Source organism: Paenibacillus validus NBRC 15382 (assembly GCF_004000985.1).
Lineage (GTDB): Bacteria > Bacillota > Bacilli > Paenibacillales > NBRC-103111 > Paenibacillus_G > Paenibacillus_G validus.
The window spans coordinates 1-21,128 of record NZ_BIMH01000015.1; the positions used below are offsets into that span (position 1 = coordinate 1).

General features: G+C 51.8%; 17 protein-coding genes. 16 read left to right on the top strand and 1 reads right to left on the bottom strand.

Annotated elements, in window-relative coordinates; all coding sequences use genetic code 11:
• From PVA01S_RS12160 to PVA01S_RS12210, 11 genes are all read left to right on the top strand, one after another.
• Positions 1 to 422: DUF4430 domain-containing protein (locus PVA01S_RS12160; protein WP_164751809.1), on the top strand; the 422-nt coding region annotated here is incomplete at its 5' end.
• A complete protein-coding gene (locus PVA01S_RS12165; protein WP_127607847.1) occupies positions 419 to 1,306 on the top strand; it encodes an energy-coupling factor transporter transmembrane component T family protein in 888 nt (295 codons plus the stop codon). The genes PVA01S_RS12160 and PVA01S_RS12165, both read left to right, overlap by 4 nt.
• Positions 1,279 to 2,931, top strand: a complete 1,653-nt coding sequence (locus PVA01S_RS12170) for an ABC transporter ATP-binding protein (protein WP_244932942.1) — start codon at positions 1,279 to 1,281, stop codon at positions 2,929 to 2,931. Before PVA01S_RS12165 ends, PVA01S_RS12170 begins: the two co-directional genes overlap by 28 nt.
• Before the next feature lies 1 nt (position 2,932).
• The gene (locus PVA01S_RS12175; RefSeq protein ID WP_127607849.1) at positions 2,933 to 3,631 is read left to right on the top strand and encodes an ECF transporter S component; all 699 of its coding nucleotides are present in this window, start codon (positions 2,933 to 2,935) and stop codon (positions 3,629 to 3,631) included.
• 177 nt (positions 3,632 to 3,808) lie between these two features.
• Positions 3,809 to 4,624, top strand: a complete 816-nt coding sequence (locus tag PVA01S_RS12180; protein ID WP_127607850.1) for a helix-turn-helix domain-containing protein — start codon at positions 3,809 to 3,811, stop codon at positions 4,622 to 4,624.
• A 57-nt stretch (positions 4,625 to 4,681) separates the two neighbouring features.
• The gene (locus PVA01S_RS12185) at positions 4,682 to 6,178 is read left to right on the top strand and encodes a sugar ABC transporter ATP-binding protein (protein WP_164751810.1); all 1,497 of its coding nucleotides are present in this window, start codon (positions 4,682 to 4,684) and stop codon (positions 6,176 to 6,178) included.
• Positions 6,179 to 6,293: 115 nt separating this feature from the next.
• Complete coding sequence (locus PVA01S_RS12190) at positions 6,294 to 7,424, top strand: substrate-binding domain-containing protein (RefSeq protein WP_127607852.1); 1,131 nt, start codon at positions 6,294 to 6,296, stop codon at positions 7,422 to 7,424.
• 68 nt (positions 7,425 to 7,492) lie between these two features.
• Positions 7,493 to 8,992 carry a sugar ABC transporter ATP-binding protein gene (locus tag PVA01S_RS12195; protein WP_127607853.1) on the top strand — a complete coding sequence of 500 codons (1,500 nt, stop codon included), beginning with the start codon at positions 7,493 to 7,495 and terminating at the stop codon, positions 8,990 to 8,992.
• Positions 8,993 to 9,019: 27 nt separating this feature from the next.
• Entirely contained in the window at positions 9,020 to 9,997 is a 978-nt protein-coding gene (locus PVA01S_RS12200; protein ID WP_054797166.1) for an ABC transporter permease, read from the top strand.
• A 35-nt stretch (positions 9,998 to 10,032) separates the two neighbouring features.
• A complete protein-coding gene (locus tag PVA01S_RS12205; RefSeq protein ID WP_127607855.1) occupies positions 10,033 to 11,982 on the top strand; it encodes an oxidoreductase in 1,950 nt (649 codons plus the stop codon).
• Positions 11,983 to 12,021: 39 nt separating this feature from the next.
• Complete coding sequence (locus PVA01S_RS12210; RefSeq protein ID WP_127607856.1) at positions 12,022 to 13,182, top strand: Gfo/Idh/MocA family protein; 1,161 nt, start codon at positions 12,022 to 12,024, stop codon at positions 13,180 to 13,182.
• Between the two features lie 65 nt (positions 13,183 to 13,247).
• On the opposite strand, the gene katA is transcribed toward PVA01S_RS12210, so the two are convergent.
• Positions 13,248 to 14,705, bottom strand: a complete 1,458-nt coding sequence (katA, locus tag PVA01S_RS12215; RefSeq protein ID WP_127607857.1) for a catalase KatA — start codon at positions 14,703 to 14,705, stop codon at positions 13,248 to 13,250.
• Positions 14,706 to 15,109: 404 nt separating this feature from the next.
• Here katA and PVA01S_RS12220 point away from each other — a divergent pair, with 404 nt between their 5' ends.
• From PVA01S_RS12220 to PVA01S_RS12240, 5 genes are all read left to right on the top strand, one after another.
• The gene (locus tag PVA01S_RS12220; protein ID WP_164751811.1) at positions 15,110 to 16,285 is read left to right on the top strand and encodes an ABC transporter substrate-binding protein; all 1,176 of its coding nucleotides are present in this window, start codon (positions 15,110 to 15,112) and stop codon (positions 16,283 to 16,285) included.
• 74 nt (positions 16,286 to 16,359) lie between these two features.
• Positions 16,360 to 17,250 carry a branched-chain amino acid ABC transporter permease gene (locus PVA01S_RS12225; RefSeq protein ID WP_127607859.1) on the top strand — a complete coding sequence of 297 codons (891 nt, stop codon included), beginning with the start codon at positions 16,360 to 16,362 and terminating at the stop codon, positions 17,248 to 17,250.
• A gap of 36 nt (positions 17,251 to 17,286) precedes the next feature.
• Positions 17,287 to 19,149: a branched-chain amino acid ABC transporter ATP-binding protein/permease gene (locus PVA01S_RS12230; RefSeq protein WP_127607860.1), complete on the top strand. Its 1,863-nt coding sequence runs from the start codon at positions 17,287 to 17,289 to the stop codon at positions 19,147 to 19,149.
• On the top strand, positions 19,136 to 19,843 hold the full coding sequence (locus PVA01S_RS12235) for an ABC transporter ATP-binding protein (protein ID WP_127607861.1): 708 nt from the start codon (positions 19,136 to 19,138) through the stop codon (positions 19,841 to 19,843). Before PVA01S_RS12230 ends, PVA01S_RS12235 begins: the two co-directional genes overlap by 14 nt.
• A 114-nt stretch (positions 19,844 to 19,957) precedes the next feature.
• A complete protein-coding gene (locus tag PVA01S_RS12240; protein ID WP_127607862.1) occupies positions 19,958 to 21,127 on the top strand; it encodes an iron-containing alcohol dehydrogenase in 1,170 nt (389 codons plus the stop codon).
• Position 21,128: the final 1 nt, after the last annotated feature.

The following is a 21,128-nucleotide window of genomic DNA, read 5'->3' on the forward strand; positions in this document are numbered from 1 at the left end:
AGCCGCCCGCCGCTGCGGCCGCGCCGCCGGCTGAGCAAACGCCGCCGGCCCCTGTTGCTGCGGCAGCGCCGGTGCATAACGCGCTAACCGTCACCATAACCGGGGACTCGAAGCGCGGCGTCCTTCTGAAGGAAGGCTCCGTGCCTTATGAGGAAGGAATGACGGTGATGGACGCGCTCAAGCAGGCAACCAAACAACATAAGATTCAGATGGAATTTCAGGGCAAGGGAGCTTACGCATATGTGCAAGGCATCGATAACTTATATGAATTTGACGAGGGCCCCAAAAGCGGTTGGGTCTACAAGGTGAACGGCAGCGCGCCCGGCGAAGGCGCCGGCGCCTATAAGGTAAAGGCAGGCGACAAGATCGAATGGCTGTACACGCTTGATCTGGGCGAAGACGTGGGAGCGAAGCCGAAATGAACAGCGGCTTCCGGTCCTTTCACCCGTTTCCATGCTTCTTCTATTTTATAGGCGCTATGGTTCTCGGCATGATCGTGACCCATCCGGTTTATATCGCGACCCTCTTGCTCCTTCTGGTCGTGCTGGTTGTCTTGAATCGGGAGCTTCGTACTTTGCTAAGTATGCTTACCTTTTTTCTTCCCATTAGTCTGCTGTATGCGCTGATCAATCCGTTGTTTTCCCATCGGGGGAGTCATATCCTGTTTTATGCGTGGGATCAGCCGGTTACGCTGGAATCGCTCGCGTACGGCTTGTTTGCCACCGTCAACCTGCTGGTGCTGCTGGTCCTGTTCATTTCGTATAATGCGGTGATCACGCCCGCCAGGTTTTTGTATTTGTTCGGGTCGCTGTTTCCGAAAATTGCGCTGCTCATCGTCATGGCGATGCGCTTTGTTCCGCTGCTGAAGCATCGGCTGGCCGGCATTTCGTCGGTTCAGCAGATGAAGGGGATCGATCCCGGTCATGGCAGCCTGCGGATACGGATGACGGACGGCATGAAGCTGCTGCAAATTTTGCTGGCGCTCTGTCTCGAGGAAGCGCTGCAGACGGCCGATGCGATGAAAGCGAAGGGGTACGGCTCCGGCCCCCGCGGACGGTATGAGGAATTTAGAATGCGGCCCCGGGATTGGGGCTTGTTCGGGCTGCTGCTCGGTTTGTTTACAGGCTGTGTCGTGTTCCGGCTTCTTGGTTATGGGACTTACCGGATTTTTCCGTCGCTTGAACCTGTAACGCTGCAGGGCTGGGAGACGTTGTCGTACGGGTGCTTTGCGCTGTTCGCGGCGGTGCCGGTCATCATGGAAACGAGGGAGGTGTGGGTGTGGCGATCCTGGAAATCCAAGATTTAAGCTTTCATTATCCTGCGGGCGAGCAAGCGGTTCTCGACCGGGTCAACCTTGCGGTGGAGCCCGGTGAGTTTGTGCTTCTGTGCGGGACTTCCGGCTGCGGCAAAACGACACTGCTCCGCCATATCAAAAAGGAGCTGGCGCCCTTCGGCGCGAGAAGCGGGGAGCTGCTGTTTCAAGGCAAGCCTCTCTCGTCGTATGACGACCGGTATATATCGAGAAATATCGGCATGGTGCAGCAGAGCCCGGAGAATCAGACGGTGACGGACCGGGTGCTGTCGGAGCTCGTGTTCACGATGGAAAATGTCGGGTTTCCGTCCGATCTGATGCGGAGGCGGGCGGCGGAGCTGTCCCATTATTTCGGACTGGATGCGCTGCTGGGCAAGCATGTCTTTGAGCTGTCAGGCGGGCAGAAGCAGCTCGTGCAGCTTGCTTCCGTTCTGGCTCTGCAGCCGCAGCTGCTGCTGCTCGACGAGCCGACGGCGCAGCTCGATCCGCTGGCCGCGCGGGAGCTGATCCAACTGCTGCACAGGATCAACCAGGATCTTGGCTTGACGATCATCGTCGCCGAGCACCGTTACGAAGAACTGCTGCCTGTCGTGGATCGGGTGATCGCGATGGAGAACGGCGCGATCCGGCACACGGGAACACCGCGTGAAGCGGTCGGGGCGCTCTGGACGGACGCGGATGAGAGATGGAAGGATTTTGTCCCGCCGATTCCGAGTCTGTTTATGCAAGTGCAAGAGACCGACAGCCCGCACGAGGCGGTGCCGCTGACGGTCAAAGAAGGCCGGCAGCAGCTGCGTCGCCTGCCTGGCTTCGGGGCTGCCCGGCAGTCGGCTGCCGCGGATTCGGCGTCGGGCCGTGCGGCGCAAACGACGCGGCCGGAGGGGCCGGTTTTGCTGGAATGCAGGGAGCTGTACCTGCAATACGGCCCCAAGGATGCCGCGCCGGTGCTGAAGCATGCTTCGCTTCGCGTGTATGCCGGCGAGGTGCTGGCGATTCTGGGCGCGAACGGTTCCGGCAAAACGACGCTGCTGAAGGCCATGGCCGGTATGCTGAAGCCGCAAAAGGGAAAGCTCTTTTTTCAAGGGAAAGACCTGGGCAAATGGAAGCCCCATGAACGCGCCGCGCGGATCGGATTTCTCGATCAAAATCCGCTAACGTATTTTATCGAGGACACGGTGGAGCTGGAGCTTCGGCAGGCGGCGGCCCGTGCGGTACACAGGGGGACCGGCTCAGCCGAAGACACCGCGGACATCGTCAACAGGCTGGGACTGGGACGCGTGCTGGAGCGGCACCCCTACGATCTAAGCGAAGGGGAACGTCAGCTTGCGGCGCTCGCCGCGGTGCTGCTGTCAGGCCCCGATCTCCTGCTGCTCGACGAGCCGACCAAAGGGCTCGATCCCGCGGCCAAGCGCCGCTGGGGAGAGCGGCTCCGGGAGCTGCAGCAGCTGGGCAAAACCGTGGTCATGGTTACGCACGACGTGGAATTTGCCGCGGAATACGCGACCCGGTGTGCGATGATGTTTGACGGGATGCTCGCGGCCGATGAAGCGCCATCGTTGTTTTTTCGCGATAACTTGTACTATACGACGGCGATGTGCCAGCTGCTGAGGGAGGTTTAACATGGCGCGCGTCCGTTTCGCTTCGGCTGTCGTCATCCTCTTGTTTTTCGGCTCGCTCGCCTATATGGCGTGGGCGAACGATGAGCAGTATTTGCCCATCGCCTTATTGTTGGTGTGCGCATCGATTGTGCCGTTCTTCCTTCGCTATGAGAGTCGGTCCCTTCAGGCAAGGGAAATCGTGCTGGTGGCCGTACTTTCCGCAATTGCCACCGTCGGGCGCGTTCCTTTCGCCGCTTTGCCGAGCGTGCAGCCCACATCGTTCGTGATCATCGTCTCCGCTCTCGTGTTCGGTTCCGAGACGGGCTTCATGGTCGGGGCGGTGGCCGCGCTGGTCTCCAATATGTTTCTGGGACAAGGTCCCTGGACGCCTTGGCAAATGTTCAGCTGGGGCATGATCGGCTGGACGGCCGGTATGCTGTATCAGCGGGGCTGGCTGAAAAACCGGTACATGCTGATCGCCTTCGGGTTCGTCTGGGGCATCTTGTTCGGGTGGATCATGAATATTTGGCTGCTGGCGGGCATGGGGCAAGATTTGACCTGGGCCTCGGCTCTGGCCGTCTATGCCTCCAGCTTTTATTTCGATTTGGCCCACGCGCTCAGCAATGTGTTTTTTCTGGCCGTCTTGGGTCCGGGGTGGATTAAAATTTTGGAACGGTACAGGTTGAAGTACGGCTTGCTGGATAGCCAGGGCTGGTCATGAAGTCATATACGGCCGCGGACGATGCGTCTGTGGCCTTTCTTCCGCACCCTGGATAATCCGCAAGATACCAAAGTGGATTCCGCAACATCCTTCATAGAATTGCTTGACGGGACGGTCTATAATAGGCTGGGAAAATGGTTGGTTTAACGGTTGTGTTAACGAGGGTTGGAGGAGACTATGTCACAATCAGGACAGAGCATGCTGGTGGAAGCACTTGAATTTCTCTCTGCCAAGAGAATGGACGGTAATGACCCGTGGCCCCAAATATCGGAGCCCTGTGCCGATGTCACTTCTCTCGTATTTATCAAGGGGGGGCGGGGAGAGAGCGTTATCGAGAATGTGACCTACTCCGTCAGAGAAGGGGATATCGTCATCTGCCATCCGCTTGTGCCTTTTCAGCTTCGTTCTTCAGCAGATCATCCGTTAATGATCATTTATTGTACATTCTCGATTCATGTGTCCGGAAAAAACAAAGGACAGCTGCTGGATGCCGGCCAATGTCCGGTCGTACCTCTTCGCAATAACCTTCGCGCGATGGGCAATTATTTCGAAGCCATTGTTCACGAGTATGAGCATCCTTCGGCAGGGTCCAGGGAAATCGTAAACAGTTTAATGAAAACGATTACAATCATGCTGATCCGAATGCTTGAAGCGATGAAAGTCCCCGAATACACGTCGATCACTCAAACCGTAAAAGAATATATCCAGAGTCATTTCGAACAGGAATTAACGCTTAATGATTTGGCTGAGCTGGTATATGTCAGTCCGTATCACCTGGTCCACACCTTTAAGAATGACGTCGGCATGGCGCCTATCCAATATTTGATTCATTGCCGGATCGAAGAGGCCAAGCGTCTGCTGCGGAGTACGGAATTGTCGGTCAGCGACATTTCATTTCGGGTCGGCTACCCTAATTCCAACTACTTTAATCAAATTTTCAAAAAGATGGCGGGAGTCACCCCGGGCAAATATCGAAGCGATGCGAGGCGGTAGCTCCATCACGCGGGCTGCCGGTGCAAGTAAATAGACAGGATGCTGGAGGGCTTTCGGATGCTTGAGCTGCAGGGTATCAGCAAATCGTTCTTAAACAATAAAGCCTTGGATAAAGTCAATTTTTCTTTACAAGCAGGCGAGGTGCATGCGCTTATCGGTCCGAACGGCGCAGGCAAATCGACCTTGATGAAAATATTAACCGGCATGTATGAGCCAGACGAAGGGGCTATCCTGCTCGGCGGACAACCGGTTCAAATTCGGTCTATTCTGGAAGCGCAAAAGCTTGGAATCGCCATTCTTCATCAGGAACCGATGCTCGTTCAGGATATGAGCGTCGTCGATAATATATTTCTCGGTGTCGAACCGCGGATTGCCGGCATGATTCCGAGATTCCGCTATATGAAGGAAGAGAGCAAACGATTGCTCAAAACGTTGGGAGTTCCCCTTCACCCCAATACGCCCGTGAGAAATTTATCGTACAGCCAACAATTCGTCGTTGCCATCGCTAAAGCGCTGTCGTTCAAATCTAAAATTCTTATCATGGATGAGCCGTCTTCCTGTTTATCCGAGTTCGAGAGCGGGCGTTTGTTCGACGTGATCCGCAAGCTGAAACGGGAAGGGGTGGCCATCGTCTATATTACGCACCGCATCAAAGAGGTGATGCAAATCTGCGACCGGGTCACCTTTCTCCGCGACGGAAGACATGTCGCCACGATGGACGTAGCGGGAATGAGCGAAGAAGAAGCGATCAAAATGATGCTGGGAAGAGAGCTGCATCAATATTTTCCTCCAATTTTGGACGAAGCGGGGGAAACGTTGGTCAGGGTACAAGGCCTGACGAAAAAGCCGTTTTTTTATGACATCGATTTTTCATTGCGGGAAGGCGAGATTTTAGGCGTTGCCGGCTTGATTGGATCGGGAACCTCGGAGCTGGCCAAAGCGCTATTCGGCAAAGAGAAGCGGGACCGCGGCAGCATATTTTGGCGCAACCGGGAGCTTCCGTACAAGAAAGGACGGGACGCCTCCGATTTTCGCTTCGGATTCGTCAATCAGGATCGCATTGAGGAGGGCCTGTTTTTGGAGATGGGCGTGAATCGCAATTTAACGATGCCCGGACTGGACAAAATCATGCGGTACCATATTCTAAACGCGAATAAAGAAAATGACGCGGCTTTGGATGCCGTTATCGAAATGGACATCAAAATTCAGCATCTGAATCAAAAGGTGAAATATTTAAGCAGAGGCAGCCAGCAAAAGGTGATGCTCGGGAAATGGCTGGTTCCTCAAAGCGATCTTTACTTGCTGGATGAACCGACACGGGGCGTAGACATTGGAAGTAAAGTTGAAATTTACGCGAAAATTCACGATCTGGCAGCCGCCGGCAAAGGCGTGATCGTCTTTTCGTCCGATTTTGCGGTATTAATGGGGTTGTGCACGCGAATTCTGGTCATGTATCAAGGGCGGATTGCTGCGGAGCTGCATCACAGCGAGGCAAGTGAAAAAAAAATACTGCATTATGCTACGGGAGGATCGCATGATTCGCAAGAAACATAACTTCAAGCCACAATTTTGTTAAGTGTAAGCGGATTCAATATCCAGTATGATAGGCATGTGAGCGCTTATAATAAAGGATTAAAATGAAGCTCGAATAGAAAGGGAGGGTTTATCCTTGTTCAAAACAAAAACCAATTTCCTCATGGTCCTGATCCTGCTGGTTACCGTTGTTACAGCAGGCTGTGGGCAAAATGCCGCTCCACCCGATTCAAATGGCGGGCAAGCCGGCGCCCAGACCGCAGGCAGCGGCAAGGAGGAGGGGCTGGCCAAGCTGCCTCCGCTGAAGGAGGAGGAGGCGCTGGGGAAACCGGCCGGCGTCGATACGCTGGAGCTGACGCCGGAGGAAGCGGCGAAAATCAAAGAGATGAAGCCTGTGATCGGTTATTCCGTTCATTTTGGCGACATCGCATCGGAGAAAGTGATTGGCCAGGCGATTAAAGAAACCGTCGAGTCCTATGGCGGAAAGTACATTTTGACGGATGCGCAAAGGAATCTCAATAAACAAATGAGCGACGTCGAATCGCTCATCCTTCAGAAGGTGAACGGGGTTGTGGCCATTGGGGTTGATACGGCTGCTTTTGGCCCGGCTGTTAAAAAATTAAACGACGCGAAAATTCCCGTCGTGCTTGGCGGCGGGCCTCCTAACCAAGGCGATTTCGTGAGCCTGGTAGACCCGGATGGTTACGGCGGCGGTTTTGCGGCAGGCAAAGCATTGGTCAAAGAGCTGAAGGCCAAAGGGATTGAAAGCAAATCTTTAGCGACGATCGGGCTAAGGGCTTATATTTTGACTTGCGAGCAAAGAGTCAGGGGCTTCGAAGACGCTGTCCGGGAAGACGGCTATAAAATCGTGGCAAGAGGTCAGGCAGACACGGCCGATCAGGCCCAACAAGAGTTTGAAAACATTTTGACGGCGCATCCGGACGTTGTCGGAGCCTTCGGCGTCTATGAGACGCCGGCTTTAGGGATGGAAGCGGCGGTTCGGACTTCCGGACGCAAGGATGTTTTCGTCGTTACCCATGATTTGAACGATCACCTTGCCAAAGGAATGGCGGATGGGAATAAAATTGTGATCTTCACCTCGTCCCAGGACTTGTATGCCGAAGGAAAATACAAAGCGTTGGCGCTGTTAAAGGCCGTAGCCGGCGGGCAAGTTCCTAAATATGTGACGGTAGCCACCTTGCCTACCTCTGCGGAGAACGTGAAGGAGATGTATAAGAAAGTATTCAATAAAGACTGGCCCAATTAATTCGTAGCAAACTAGGGTCCCGGGCTGGATACGATCCGGTCCGGGTTCGTCTATAGGGGAGGTTTACTGTGGCTGAGCATGTACTGGAAATGGCCGGAATCACCAAAGTTTTCCCGGGAGTTAAAGCTGTAGACAACGTAAACTTTACCCTGAGAAAAGGGGAAGTTCATGCTTTATTAGGTGAGAACGGGGCGGGCAAAACGACTTTAATGAAAATTCTTGCCGGCGTTTACCGTCCGGAACAGGGGAAAATTGTAATCGACGGGCAGCCCGTTCAAATCAACTCCAGAAAAAAATCCCAAGAGCTGGGCGTCGGCATGATCTTCCAAGAGCTGAGCGTGCTGCCCAATCTCAATGTAGCTGAAAATTTGTTCCTGGCGAAGGAAAAGAAAAAGGGGATGCTGCTCGACAACTCCCTGATGGAAAAAGAAGCGCAAGCGCTTCTCCAAAGCCTGGGCTTATCTATAAGCCCCAATCAGATCGTGAAAAATTTAAGCATGGGTGAACGCCAGGTTATCGAGATCGCCCGAGCGATTTCAAGCGACGCGAAAATTATCGTCATGGATGAACCGACTTCGGCCTTAACCCATGACGAGCAGGAAAAGCTTTTTGAAATCATTCAGAAATTAAAGGCCAGAGGAACTGCCATTATATATGTATCCCACCGAATGGACGAGATTTTCAAAATTTGCGACCGGATTACCGTACTTCGGGACGGCAAGAAGATCGATACGGTGGATACGAAAGAAGCGGACATCAAACAAATCATCAACATGATGATCGGCGATAACGAAGGGTTTCATGAATCGGTCATTGCGAGGAAGCAAACGGGCAAGCAAACGGCCGCTCCGATCTTACAAGTAGACCGTCTCACCGGCACCAAGTTTAAAAATGTCAGCTTTAAGCTTTATAAAGGGGAGATTCTGGGCATTGCCGGGTTATTGGGCAGCGGCAGGACGGAAATATTACGCGCGATCTGCGGGCTGGACCCGGTCTCATCGGGAACGATAACCATGAATGGAACCGTGCGCAGGATCAAATCGATTCAGGACGCTATCCGGCTTGGCATTATTATGGTTCCGGAAGATCGAAGAAATGAAGGGATCATACCGGGCATGTCGATCAGGGAAAATGTAACCTTAACCAATCTTCCCGCTTTTTTCCCCAGCGGCGTCATTAAGTCCAAAACGGAACATACCGTGGCCCGCCGGAACATCACGGATTTAAAAATAGCGCCCGGAGATCCGGAGAAAAAGGTCGGCAAGCTCAGCGGCGGCAATCAGCAAAAGGTCGTCATCTCGAGATGCCTGAATCTGAATCCCCAAATTCTGCTGCTGGATGAACCGACGCAAGGCATTGATATTGTGGCCAAAACCGAATTGTATAAATTGTTTCGTTCATTAGCCGATCAAGGCATGGCGATCATCGTTGTATCATCGGAACTGCCGGAGCTCGTGTCGATCACGGACCGGACGATCGTCCTTTATGACGGGCAAGTCAAAACAACGCTCGAAGACGCTGAGATCAATAACAAGAGCATCTTGTATCACGCTACCGGGGGGCAATAATTCGCAATGGAACTGGGAGGACAAAAAATGGCTGGTCTGGCAACGGAACAAAGCCCCGCGCTCAAGCTGGGAAAACTACTGGGCAAATCAACGGCAATCATTTTTATAGCGCTCGTGATATTGATTGCCATTTTCAGCTATCTTTCGCCGTATTTCTTAACCTTCAGCAATTTTATGAATATTATCCGGCAAATGTCCATGATTGCGATCGTCGCTTTCGGCATGACGTACGTCATCATTGCCGGGGAAATAGATCTTTCCGTCGGCTCGATTATCGGCATCACCGGCATGGTCGCGGCCATCAATATCAAATCCGGCCTCGATCCGGTTGTTGTTATCTTTTTAACGCTCGCTTTAGGTGCTTTGATCGGTTTATTTAACGGGATCATGGTCGTAAAAGTAAGGGTCACCGCCTTTCTGGCCACCCTGGTTTGCATGTCGATATTAAGGGGGCTGTCGTTGGCGTCAAGCCCCGGCTCGGCGCCTGTTACGATCAGCTCGCCGCTTTTCGTCGATTTGACGACGATGAACATCGGGCCGATCCCGATTGTGCTGATTTATCTCGCTGTCCTGCTGTTTATCACGCATTTTGTATTAAATAAAACGGTCTTCGGCAGACATATTTATGCGACGGGCGGCAGCGCTATCGCGGCTTCATTATCCGGAGTTAACGTCAGCCGGGTCAAGATCATGGTGTTTGTCATCAGCGGTTTATTGTCAGCCTTCAGCGGACTCGTGCTGGCCGGCCGTTTGTCCGCAGGCTTGCCCGATTCCGGTACAGGGTGGGAATTGGATGCCATCGCCGCAGTCGTATTAGGGGGAACCAAGTTCAGCGGAGGCAAAGGCACCGTGATCGGCACGCTCGGGGGAGCGCTTATTATCGGCATTCTCAGCAACGGTTTAACGCTGCTCGGCATGACTTATGCTTACCAGTTAATTATTAAGGGGATTATTATTGGAATCGCCGTTATTTTGGATATTTGGGTTCGCAGGGAAGAAGCTTAACATGAAGCTTAACATGCGTAGATGGAGGGAAAGCGATGAGCGGCTTTAGCCATTTGTTCACACCATTTTCAATCGGGAATGTAACGGTAAAAAATAGAATTGTTTTTCTTCCGCATTTTAATGCGCTTAGCAGCGAGGACGGGATGCCGACGGAAAGGGATGCGCTCTATTTTGCCGAGCGCGCCAAAGGCGGAGCGGGACTCATCATCATGTACGGCATTGCCTGTACGTTATCCGGTAAAATGTCGCAAAAATTTATTCACGGCTGGGATCCTCAAATCGTGCCCGGGTTAAGCCAATATGCCGAATTGGTTCATCAGCACGGCAGTAAAATTTTCGGCCAAATCAACCATGGCGGACACACGACCTTGCAAAATCCTCCGCAGCTCTTGTTTGCCCCTACGCAAATGCCGGAGCCTTCGAGTCCATTTAATACGAAAGAAATGGAAATTGAAGATATTCAAGAGGTGATTGAAGGCTTTGCCAAAACCGCTTTGCATTTTAAGATGGCCGGCTTCGACGGGGTAGAAATTAAAGTCGCCCATGACGGTCTCCTGCGTTCGTTTGTGTCGGAGTTTTTCAACCGGCGTACAGACCAATACGGGGGTTCGTTTGAAAATAGATTGCGGTTTCCGCTGGAAGTCATTCAAGCGATTAGAGACGCAGTAGGCGATGACTATCCGCTCGGCATACGTCTTTGTCTGGATGAATATACGTCATGGGGATACGGGCTTGACTTCGGTCTGAAGCTGGCTAAAGCGTTCGAAGAAACGGGCCAAGTCACGTACATCAATACGGATGCGGGAACCTTTTCCAGCTTTTATATGGAAATTCCGCCCGCTGCGGTTCCGAAAGGCTTTGCCGTGCATATGAGCGCTTCCCTGAAGGATACGATCAAGCTGCCGGTTATCGCTTTCGGCCGCATTAACGATCCGGTTCAGGCGGAGAAAATTTTAGCCGACGGTCAAGCCGACCTGATCGGGATGGCCAGGCCGCTGATTGCCGACCCTGAGCTTCCGAATAAAGCGATGCGGGGGGATGCGGATGATGTGCGCGCCTGTATCCACTGCAACGACGGTTGTATTTTTCAAGTGATGCAGGAAAAGGCTATACGCTGTATTCATAACCCTGCGGCAGGCCGGGAGAAGACGCTTGGCATCGGGACTTTAATGCCGGCTGCCGTGAAGAAACGGGTAGTCGTCATCGGTGGCGGCGTGGCCGGTTTGAAGGTAAGCGAAATCGCCGCTCTGCGCGGCCATCAAGTCACGCTTATCGAGAAAAGCGGCCAGCTGGGCGGCCAGGTGCTGCTGGCAAGCAAGCTGCCCTACAGAGATCAGCTGCTTGAAGTTCCTTCGCATCTCATTAAACGGGTGAACCGGCTTGGCGTAGAAGTGCTGTATAACACGGAAGCTACGGAAGCAAGCGTGCGCTCGCTCCAGCCTGATGCGGTCGTCATTGCTACCGGTTCTTATTCCGGCAAATTAAATATTCCGGGCATAGACCAGGACAATGTTTATAACGTATACGACGTGCTTCAAGGGAAAGCGGCCATCGGCGACAGGGTTCTGCTTATCGACCGTGGCGGGCATTATAAGGGCGCGGGCATGGCGGAGCTTCTGGCTTCCCAAGGGAAACACGTCCATATCGTCACCCCCTTATTGTTCGTAGGAGAGAATCTGGAACCGAGCAACAGGGCGCTGCTCTATCAACGCATTTCCAAACTGGATATCGAAATGACGCCTCATGTGGAAGCCGTGTCCATCCATGGGCGGGATGCCGTCATTCAGCATGTATATTCGGGCAAAGAGCAGCGGCTTAGCGGTTATGACACCTTTATTTATGTGACCTATAACCATTCCAATGAAGCTTTGTATCATGCACTCAAAGGAAAATGCAAGGAAGTATACCGCGTTGGCGACAGTGCGGCTCCCCGCATGATCGAGCAGGCGGTATGGGACGGAGAAGAAATTGGCCGCAAACTCTAGGCGATCGGACAGAACGATAACATAAAGGGGTATTCCAAGGTGCAGAAAATTAAAGCTGGATTTATAGGAACCGGGTTTATCGGGCCTGAGCATATCGAGGCCGTGCGGCGCTTGGGGTTTGTGGATGTAGCGGCCGTGGCGGAGACCAGTAAGGAGAAGGCTGAAAAAAGAGCGGCTGAATTCCATATACCTACGGCATACAGCGATTACCGCGACATGTTGGCAGACCCGGAAATCCAGGTCGTACACAATTGTACGCCCAACCATCTGCATTATCAGATCAGCAAAGATATCATCCTGGCCGGGAAGCACGTCATATCTGAAAAACCGCTGGGCATGACCCGCGATGAGACGGCAGAGCTTGTCCGGTTAGCCCGTGAGAACCATATCGTGCATGGCGTAAACTTCAACTACCGGCAGTATCCGCTCGTCCAGCAATTACGGGCGATGATCGCTCAAGGCCAATTAGGGACGGTTCATCTTGTGCATGGAAGCTACCTGCAAGACTGGCTGCTCTATGATACCGACTACAACTGGCGCCTTGAGCCTGGAGTAGGGGGGAACTCGCGGGCGGTAGCGGATATCGGATCACACTGGTGCGATATTGTACAGCATGTCATCGGTCAGCGGATTACAGAAGTGTTTGCCGATTTAGCGACGGTCATCCCTGTAAGAAAGCGCTCGAAGCAAGGGGTTGTCACTTTTGGCTCCCCGTCACAGCAGGAAGCGGAGTACGATGAAGTGCCTGTTGCTACGGAGGATTATGCTACAGTACTGGTTCGTTTCAACGGCGGCGCAAGAGGGGCGTTTACCGTTTCCCAAGTCAGTGCGGGCCGTAAAAACAGGCTTTCTTTTGAAATCGATGGCAGCCTGTCGGCTGCTTACTGGAATCAGGAAGAACCGGAGAAGCTTTGGATCGGACACCGCGACCGCGCCAATGAGCATCTTCTGGCGGACCCTCCCTTGTTACTGCCGGAGGCCAAAGCGTACATCAAGCATCCTGGCGGACATAACGAAGGGTGGCCGGATGGAATGAAAAATATGATGGCCCATTTCTATAGCTTTATTGCCGAAGGCAAAGACCCGCTCAAAGACAGCGCCAATTTCGCCACGTTTGCCGACGGGCATACGGCGATGTGCCTGATCGATGCTATTCTGGAAAGCAATCAGACTCAAGCATGGGTCAAGGTCAAAACCTAACGAAACAAAGCCCTGAACCAATAAAGTTCAGGGCTTCGTCGCATCCATGATTTGTTAGCCGTTCATTAAACGCCTTGCGGTACAGATAATCCGAGTCCTTCTGCGATACGTTGTCCGAACTCCGGATCTGCTTTATACCAGTGCCCGATTTGACGAAGCTTGATTTCGTCTTTTTCGACAGGCTTCATAGCGCCGACAATGTTTTCAACCAGACGCGCACGTTCTTCTTCGCTTAAGAGACGGTATAAGTCGCCAGGCTGCGTGTAATGGTCATGATGGTCATAACCGACGCTATCGGCTTCGCCGGATACGGTGAAGGCGGCAGGCTTATTCTCAGGCGATTCTGTAGGTCCGCCGTAGCTGTTTGGCTCGTAATATACGGAAGCCCCGCCATTGTTATCGGCACGCATTTGGCCGTCGCGCTGATGGTTGTTCACTTCCGCTACCGGACGATTGATCGGCAGCGTATTGTGGTTAGCTCCTACACGATAGCGATGAGCGTCCGAGTAGGCGAACAGACGGCCTTGCAGCATTTTATCCGGTGAAGCTTCGATTCCAGGGACAAACGACCCAGGAGAGAACGTTGCTTGCTCAACTTCGGCAAAATAGTTTTCCGGGTTGCGATCCAATACCATACGGCCTACTTCAATTAACGGATAGTCTTTCTGGGACCATACTTTCGTTACATCGAATGGATCGAAACGGTACGTATTCGCATCTTCCAACGGCATGATTTGAACATACAGCGTCCATGCCGGGAAATCGCCCTTATCAATGGCATTGAACAAATCCTCGATATGGTAATCCGGATTTTCGCCTGCAAGCTGCGCAGCAAGGTTAGGATCGAGGTTTTTAATGCCTTGCTCTGTTTTAAAGTGATATTTCACCCATACGGCTTGGCCTTGGGCATTGACCCACTTGAAAGTATGGCTGCCGAAACCGTGCATATGCCGGAACGTCGCCGGAATACCGCGATCGGACATCAGAATCGTTACCTGGTGCAAGGATTCAGGGGATAAAGACCAGAAATCCCATACGGCGTTCGGGTTTTTCAGATGTGTTTGCGGATGACGTTTTTGAGTATGAATAAAGTCCGGGAATTTAATCGCATCGCGGATAAAGAAAACAGGTGTGTTGTTGCCGACCAGGTCATAGTTTCCTTCTTCGGTGTAGAACTTGACGGCGAATCCACGCGGGTCGCGAACCGTATCGGCCGAACCGAGTTCGCCGGCAACCGTCGAGAATCGGATGAATAGGGGAGTACGTTTTCCTACCTCTGATAAAAAGTTAGCTTTGGTATATTCCGATACATCGTTGGTTACTTCGAAGTAACCGTGCGCTCCGGCGCCCTTGGCATGAACAACACGCTCCGGAACACGTTCTCTGTTGAAATGCGCTAATTTTTCTAGAAGGTGAACATCTTGAATTAATGTCGGACCACGCGAACCGGCTGTCATTGAGTTTTGGTTATCCCCAACTGGAGCTCCCCAACTAGTAGTTAGATTTTTCTTATTTGTACTCAAAATAGCGTCACCTCATCAGAAATTTTTAATATTTCGTACTCTATATACTATGATAACTATTCTCAACAAAAAATCAATACTTATTTATAATTATTATAAATAACGATAGAAAGTTAGACAAAATTCGCGGTTTGTCAGTGTTTTTCGGCAAAGTATGACTTCGAACTCATTTGAAAATAATTCTAATTATACCATGATATGGACCATTAGACGAGTCATAAAAAATCAATTGACAATTAATAGGAGGTCGCACTATATTTATATTATCGTTAATCGATAATCTATATTAGTTATTTGAAAGCGCTTAATTTTGGGAGGAGGTGGCGGTTATGAAGTGAACGATAAAGATCCAGATGTCGGAACCGGGTCATCCAAAAAAGTTGATTGATGAAGGGGTGCACACATTGAAAAAGTCGATTCGGACAACACTGCTTCTATGTATAGCCTCCATGATGATCGTATTGTCAGCTTGTGGAACGAACAGCGGTGACGGTCAAGGCAGCAAAGGCTCCGGAGGCAGCGGCTCAGGCGGTACGGGGGGCGTTATTAAAATCGGGATGGTAGCCGACCTGACGGGGAAGTCCGCGCTTACCGGCGAGTTTAAGAAAAGAGGGGCGCAAATTGCCTTGGACGAAATTAACGCAAACGTCGGAATTAACGGCAAGACGATTGAACTGGTCATTGAGGATGATCGCGGTACGAACGACGGGACGGTATCGTCCTTTCAGAAAATTGTATCGAATCCGGACGTCATAGCCGTACTCGGTCCGATTACGAGCACGAATGCGAAGTCGATCAGCGATATCGCCAAGAAAACCGGCATTCCGGTCTTGATCGGCGGAACCAATGTCGGGTTGACCACAGAGTTGAAAAATCCATGGTTTTTCCGGATCCGACCGCATGACGGATATTCGGCCCAAACGATCGCAGACTTCACCGCAGATAAAAAAGGTCATCAAAAAATCGCGATCATCTACGATACGGATGCATTCGGCACAGCCGGCAAAGACATGCTGATCAGCGAATATAAGAAAAAGGGAATTACGCCTACAACGGTTGAGGGGATTACGGCAGGTACCAAAGACTTCACGCCGACCCTTGAAAGCATCCGCAAATCCGGCGCTGAAGCGATCAATACGATGATGACGGCATCCGCGGACGTCGCACAGCTGGTCATCCAAATGAGGCAGCTTGGGATCAATACCGATTTGGTAGGCTCATCATCGGCAGCCCAAACGACAACCGTGAAATTGGCCGGGGATAAATTGAACGGAATTTACGGGGCTAACGACTTTGCTCTGGATCAGAGCGAGGAAGCCAAGCAATTCGTTGATAAATTCCAGAAGAAATATAATGAGCTTCCGGATCTGTATACGGGATGGGTGTATGATTCCCTACATATTTTAGCCAAGATCATCAAAGATAAAGGAACGGATCCGGAGCAAATGCGGCAAGGGATATTGGCTCTCAAGGGCTTCAAAGGGGTGGAAGGCGAATATAACTTTGACGAAAATGGCGACGGCTTGCATCAATACTCCATCGTGAAGGTCGAAAACGGCAATTTTGTAACACAAAAATAACACAAGGGCCATGGGTTGAATTCGGCGGCGCAGGCTTGGCCGGATTCGACCCATAGAAGAGGAAGGGGAACAATATGGAACAGTTCAATATGCCCCTGCAGCTCCTGGTCAGCGGACTGGCGATCGGCAGCATATACGCGCTGGTAGCACTGGGATTTGTGTTGACTTACGTATCGGTGAATGTGGTTAATTTTGCACAAGGCGACTTTACGATGATGGGGGCTTTCGTAGCATTTACGCTTGTGGTTGGCGGCGGCCTCCCGGTGTGGGCCGGGCTTTTGATCGGGATTGTCATCATCGGGGGAATCGGATATTTGTTTCAGCTCAGCGTGTACCGGCCTTTTGTGAAACGGAACAAAGCTTTTTTGCCGGTGATGATCAGTACGCTTGGGGCGTCGATGATTATTCAAAATATTTTCTTAATCATTTACGGCCCCTACCCGCAGAAGCTGTCTCCGCTTTTTAGCAAGGAAACGATTAAAGTCGGGGAAATCGTCATTTCGGTGCAGTACTTAGCGATTCTTTGCTGCGCCGTCCTCCTCCTCGTGCTGCAGTACTTGTTATTTGAGAAGACGCGCCTCGGCAAAATGATGCAGGCGACTGCCCAGGACCCGACCACTGCCAAATTGATGGGAATCAAAGTCACCTCGATGCAAGCGCTGACCTTTATTTATAGCGCGGCATTAGGCGGAACGGCCGGTATTTTGGTTGCGCCGGTTTTTATGATTAACCATACGATGGGAGCGATTATCGGGCTTAAAGCGTTTGCGGCTTCGATCGTAGGCGGTTTGGGCGATGTGAAGGGAGCCATCTTCGGAGGCTTGATGATCGGGGTTATCGAAACCTTTGCGGCTGCTTATATTTCAGGACCTTATAAAGACGGCTTTGCGTTTTTATTTTTAATTATTTTCCTGATCTTTAGACCGTATGGGATTTTTGGAGAAAAAGTCGGAACGAAAGCCTGATGCCCTGACGAATCCAAATTTCTGGGGAGTGTTGAAATGCAAACCATAAAGCTTAGTGAAGCGAATGTAAGAAGCGGCAAAACGAATAATTCCCTGCTTATCGCCGCCGGTCTTCTGCTGATCGTTATTGCGTTTTGTCTTCCGTATCTGCTGCCGGGCGGGCGGCTCGGCAACTACTATATGACCGAGGTTATTAAAACGACCGTATTTTGTTTGGCTACCCTCGGCCTCACGGTAGGTATGGGCTACGGGGGGCAAATCTCGCTTGCCCAAGCCGCGTTTTTCGGCCTCGGCGCCTATTCGCTTGCGTCGGCCACCGTGCTGTTCGGATTGCCTTATTGGGTGGGAGTGCTGTTGGCCCTTCTCGTACCCGTTGTCTCCGGGCTGCTCCTCGGTGCCATCTCTCTGCGTGTCGTCACTCACTATTTGGCGCTGGTGACCATCGGCTTTCAAATTATCGTCCAGCTGGTCATGCATAACTGGAAAATTGTTTTTGGCGGCGCCGACGGCGTGGGCGGCATCCCTCGTCCCTTCGGCATTGACGATCTGAAGGCTTATTATTGGGTCTGTCTGACGGTTTTACTCGTCTGCATGTTGTTCGTGTACCGGATGAGAAGATCAAGACTCGGACGGGCTTTGTTCGCCTTGCGGGAAGACGAACTGGCGGCCTCGGCCATCGGCATTGACTTGTATCGGACGAAAATGATGGCGTTCTCCGTATGTTCGGCCTTAGGCGGCGTAGGCGGTCTCCTGTATGCCTCCGCTTATCAGTACATCAGCCCGGATGTATTCAGCTTTGAGCAGTCGGTTACCTTCTTCGCGATGCTGATTACCGGAGGAGCGGATTCCATCATCGGCACCCTGGTAGGCACCGTCTTATTGACCTGGCTGCCGGAATGGCTTCGATCCTTTAAAGATTATTACCTGGCGATTTACGGCGGCTTGATTATTGCGGTGCTGATCTTCGTGCCCAACGGGATTTGGGGCATCGTCAGCAGTCTGTATCTGATGGTCATGAAGAAGAAGGGCAGCGGCAATGCGGCTTCGGGAACGATAAAATTTGTAGAAGGAAAAAGACTGTCGTATCTGGAACGGCAGGACGCTCCAGCGATAAAGTCCCGGCAGCCTGTTATTTTCGAGGTGAACGGATTAAAGAAGCATTTTGGCGGAGTTAAAGCGGTTGACGGCGTCGATTTTCACATCCGGAAAGGTGACATCCACGTGCTCATCGGACCGAACGGATCGGGCAAAACGACTGTTATTAACGTTCTGAGCGGACTATACACGGCAACAGAGGGAACGGTCAGCTACCGCGGCAATCCGATCGCCAATTTGCGGCCGCACCTGATTGTCAAGCAAGGCATCGCGAGGACGTTCCAGAACATCCGGTTATTTCCCGAGCTCACCGTGATCGAGAACGTGATGATCGGCCAGCATATCCGGACGAAATCGAATTTGGGGAGCATATTTTTCAATATCAGGTCTTTCCGGGATGAAGAGAAAAAAATTAGAGAACGGGCGGAAGAAGCGCTCGCGTTTGTAGGGTTTGAGAATTACGCGGAAAAGGTAAAAAATTTGGCATACGGTCAGCAGAGATTGGTGGAAATCGCCAGAGCGCTGGCAACCGAACCGGAATTGCTATTGTTGGATGAGCCGGCCGCAGGTATGAATCCGGAAGAGACGCAGGAGCTTGTCAAGCTGCTGAAACGAATGAATGAGCTGGGCATTACGATGCTGCTGATCGAGCATGACATGAATTTGGTGACGCAGGTTGCCGATTCGATTACCGTACTGAATTTCGGCAAAAAAATTAGCGAAGGCTCACTCGAGCAAGTATTGGATGATGCGGAAGTCATTAAAGCCTATCTCGGGGAGGAATTTGTTCGTGCTGAGGCTTAACGGAATCGAAACCAGATACGGTAAAATTGTCGCTTTGAGAAACATGTCTCTGGAGGTTAGAGAGGGAGAAATCGTGGCTCTGCTCGGTATGAACGGAGCAGGCAAATCGACAACCTTGAAAACCATCTCCGGGCTGCTCCGTCCGAAAGCGGGAACGATTGAATTCATGGGCCAGCCGGTTGACCAGCTTTCCCCGGAAGAAATTGTCCGGCGCGGCATTATTCACGTACCGGAAGGCAGGAAGATTTTTCCCGGACTGACCGTGAAGGAAAACTTGATTCTGGGGGCAACCAGCAGAAAAATTTCCATGACTCAGGTGAAACAGGAACTCCAGGAGATTTTGGACATATTCCCCGAACTGATTCCGTTGCTGGATCAGCTTGGCTGGTCTCTATCCGGAGGGCAGCAGCAAATGTGCGCAATCGGAAGAGGTCTGATGGCCAAACCGAAGCTGCTCATGCTTGACGAGCCTTCGCTTGGGCTGGCTCCGTTAATCGTTCAGAACATGTTTCATACGATTCAGAAAATTAACCGGAACGGGACAACGGTGCTGTTGGTCGAACAAAACGCAAGACAAAGCCTGGCCATTGCCCATCGCGGGTATGTAGCGGAAGCCGGTAAAATCGTCGCAAGCGACGAAGCGTCGAATCTGCTTAACGGGATCCATCACGCCTATTTGGGCGCAGCCAAATAAGAGAGCTTACCTTTCAAAAATTATCTTTACAGATTGTGGGTAATTTTGGTAACATCAAATTATTATATTATCGATAATCGATAATTGATAAAAACACGATAAGGGCGTGACGTCATGAATCTTGTTCTGGACTCCTTTGAATTTGGTTTACACACTCAAATTTACTACGGCGTTAATAAATTAAATGACCTCCCTCATCTGATCCGCAGGTACAACTACAGCAAGGTTTTGATATGCACGGATAAAGGGATTGTGCAGTCCGGCAATTTGATTCGACTGGAAAATATGCTGAAAGAAGCCGGGATTGATTTCTTCACCTTCACCGATGTGGAGCCGGACCCGACCATCGAGATCGTCCAGCATGTGAAAAGCTTGTTTATCGAAAACGGATGCGACGCGCTTATCGGCCTGGGCGGAGGCAGCTCGATCGATACGGCCAAGGGCGTTTCCGTTGCCGTAGCGAATCCCGGCGACCTTAGCCAATACGAGGGGAAGGATAAGATTCCACACAAGGGACCCGACCTGATTGCGATTCCAACGACGGCGGGGACCGGCTCCGAGGTCACCCATGCTACCGTATTAAAGGATAAGAAGCGTCAATATAAAATGGGCATTTTAAGCCATACCTTGCATGCCAAGGCGGCTATCCTGGATCCCCAATTGCTGACGACGGTTCCAAGAGGCGTTGCGGCGGTAACGGGGATGGATGCCTTAAGCCATGCCATCGAATCGTACACATCCAATCAGGCGCAGCCGATTACGGAAGCGCTCGGCCTGCACGCCATTCGATTAATCGGCCAAAATTTGCGCCCCTTCGTCGCACGCAGAGCCGATCTTCAAGCCGCCTCCCAGATGATGCTGGCTTCCACCATCGCCGGAGCGGCCTTCATCTGGGGAAGAATCGCCGCCGTCCATGCCATCTCCCATCCGCTCGGCGGTCGGCTCGGGGTCGCGCACGGCATGGCAAACTCGCTGCTGCTGCCTGCCGTGATGCGCTACAACGTCAGTACGAACTACGAAAAATTCCGCGATATCGCGATCGCGCTCGGCGAACCGGTGGAAGGATTAAGCTTGCGCGAGGCTGCAGAGCGCTCGATTCACGCGGTGGAGCAGTTGATTCACGACCTGGAAATTCCGACCACACTGGCTGCTCTTCAACTGCATCCGACCGATGAGGAGCTGGATATCATCGCGAAGGAAGCGATGGATTCCGGGATGACGGCTGCGAATCCGAAGGAATGTACGGTGAAGGATTTACGCAAAATGCTCGAAGAAATTCGATAGG

Bases quoted from the DNA above. Each gene is read 5' to 3' on its own strand.
- PVA01S_RS12165 (WP_127607847.1), top strand. From the start codon at position 419: ATGAACAGCGGCTTCCGGTCCTTTCACCCGTTTCCATGCTTCTTCTAT.
- PVA01S_RS12175 (WP_127607849.1), top strand. From the start codon at position 2,933: ATGGCGCGCGTCCGTTTCGCTTCGGCTGTCGTCATCCTCTTGTTTTTC.
- PVA01S_RS12180 (WP_127607850.1), top strand. From the start codon at position 3,809: ATGTCACAATCAGGACAGAGCATGCTGGTGGAAGCACTTGAATTTCTC.
- PVA01S_RS12185 (WP_164751810.1), top strand. From the start codon at position 4,682: ATGCTTGAGCTGCAGGGTATCAGCAAATCGTTCTTAAACAATAAAGCC.
- PVA01S_RS12200 (WP_054797166.1), top strand. From the start codon at position 9,020: ATGGCTGGTCTGGCAACGGAACAAAGCCCCGCGCTCAAGCTGGGAAAA.
- PVA01S_RS12205 (WP_127607855.1), top strand. From the start codon at position 10,033: ATGAGCGGCTTTAGCCATTTGTTCACACCATTTTCAATCGGGAATGTA.
- PVA01S_RS12225 (WP_127607859.1), top strand. From the start codon at position 16,360: ATGGAACAGTTCAATATGCCCCTGCAGCTCCTGGTCAGCGGACTGGCG.
- PVA01S_RS12230 (WP_127607860.1), top strand. From the start codon at position 17,287: ATGCAAACCATAAAGCTTAGTGAAGCGAATGTAAGAAGCGGCAAAACG.
- PVA01S_RS12240 (WP_127607862.1), top strand. From the start codon at position 19,958: ATGAATCTTGTTCTGGACTCCTTTGAATTTGGTTTACACACTCAAATT.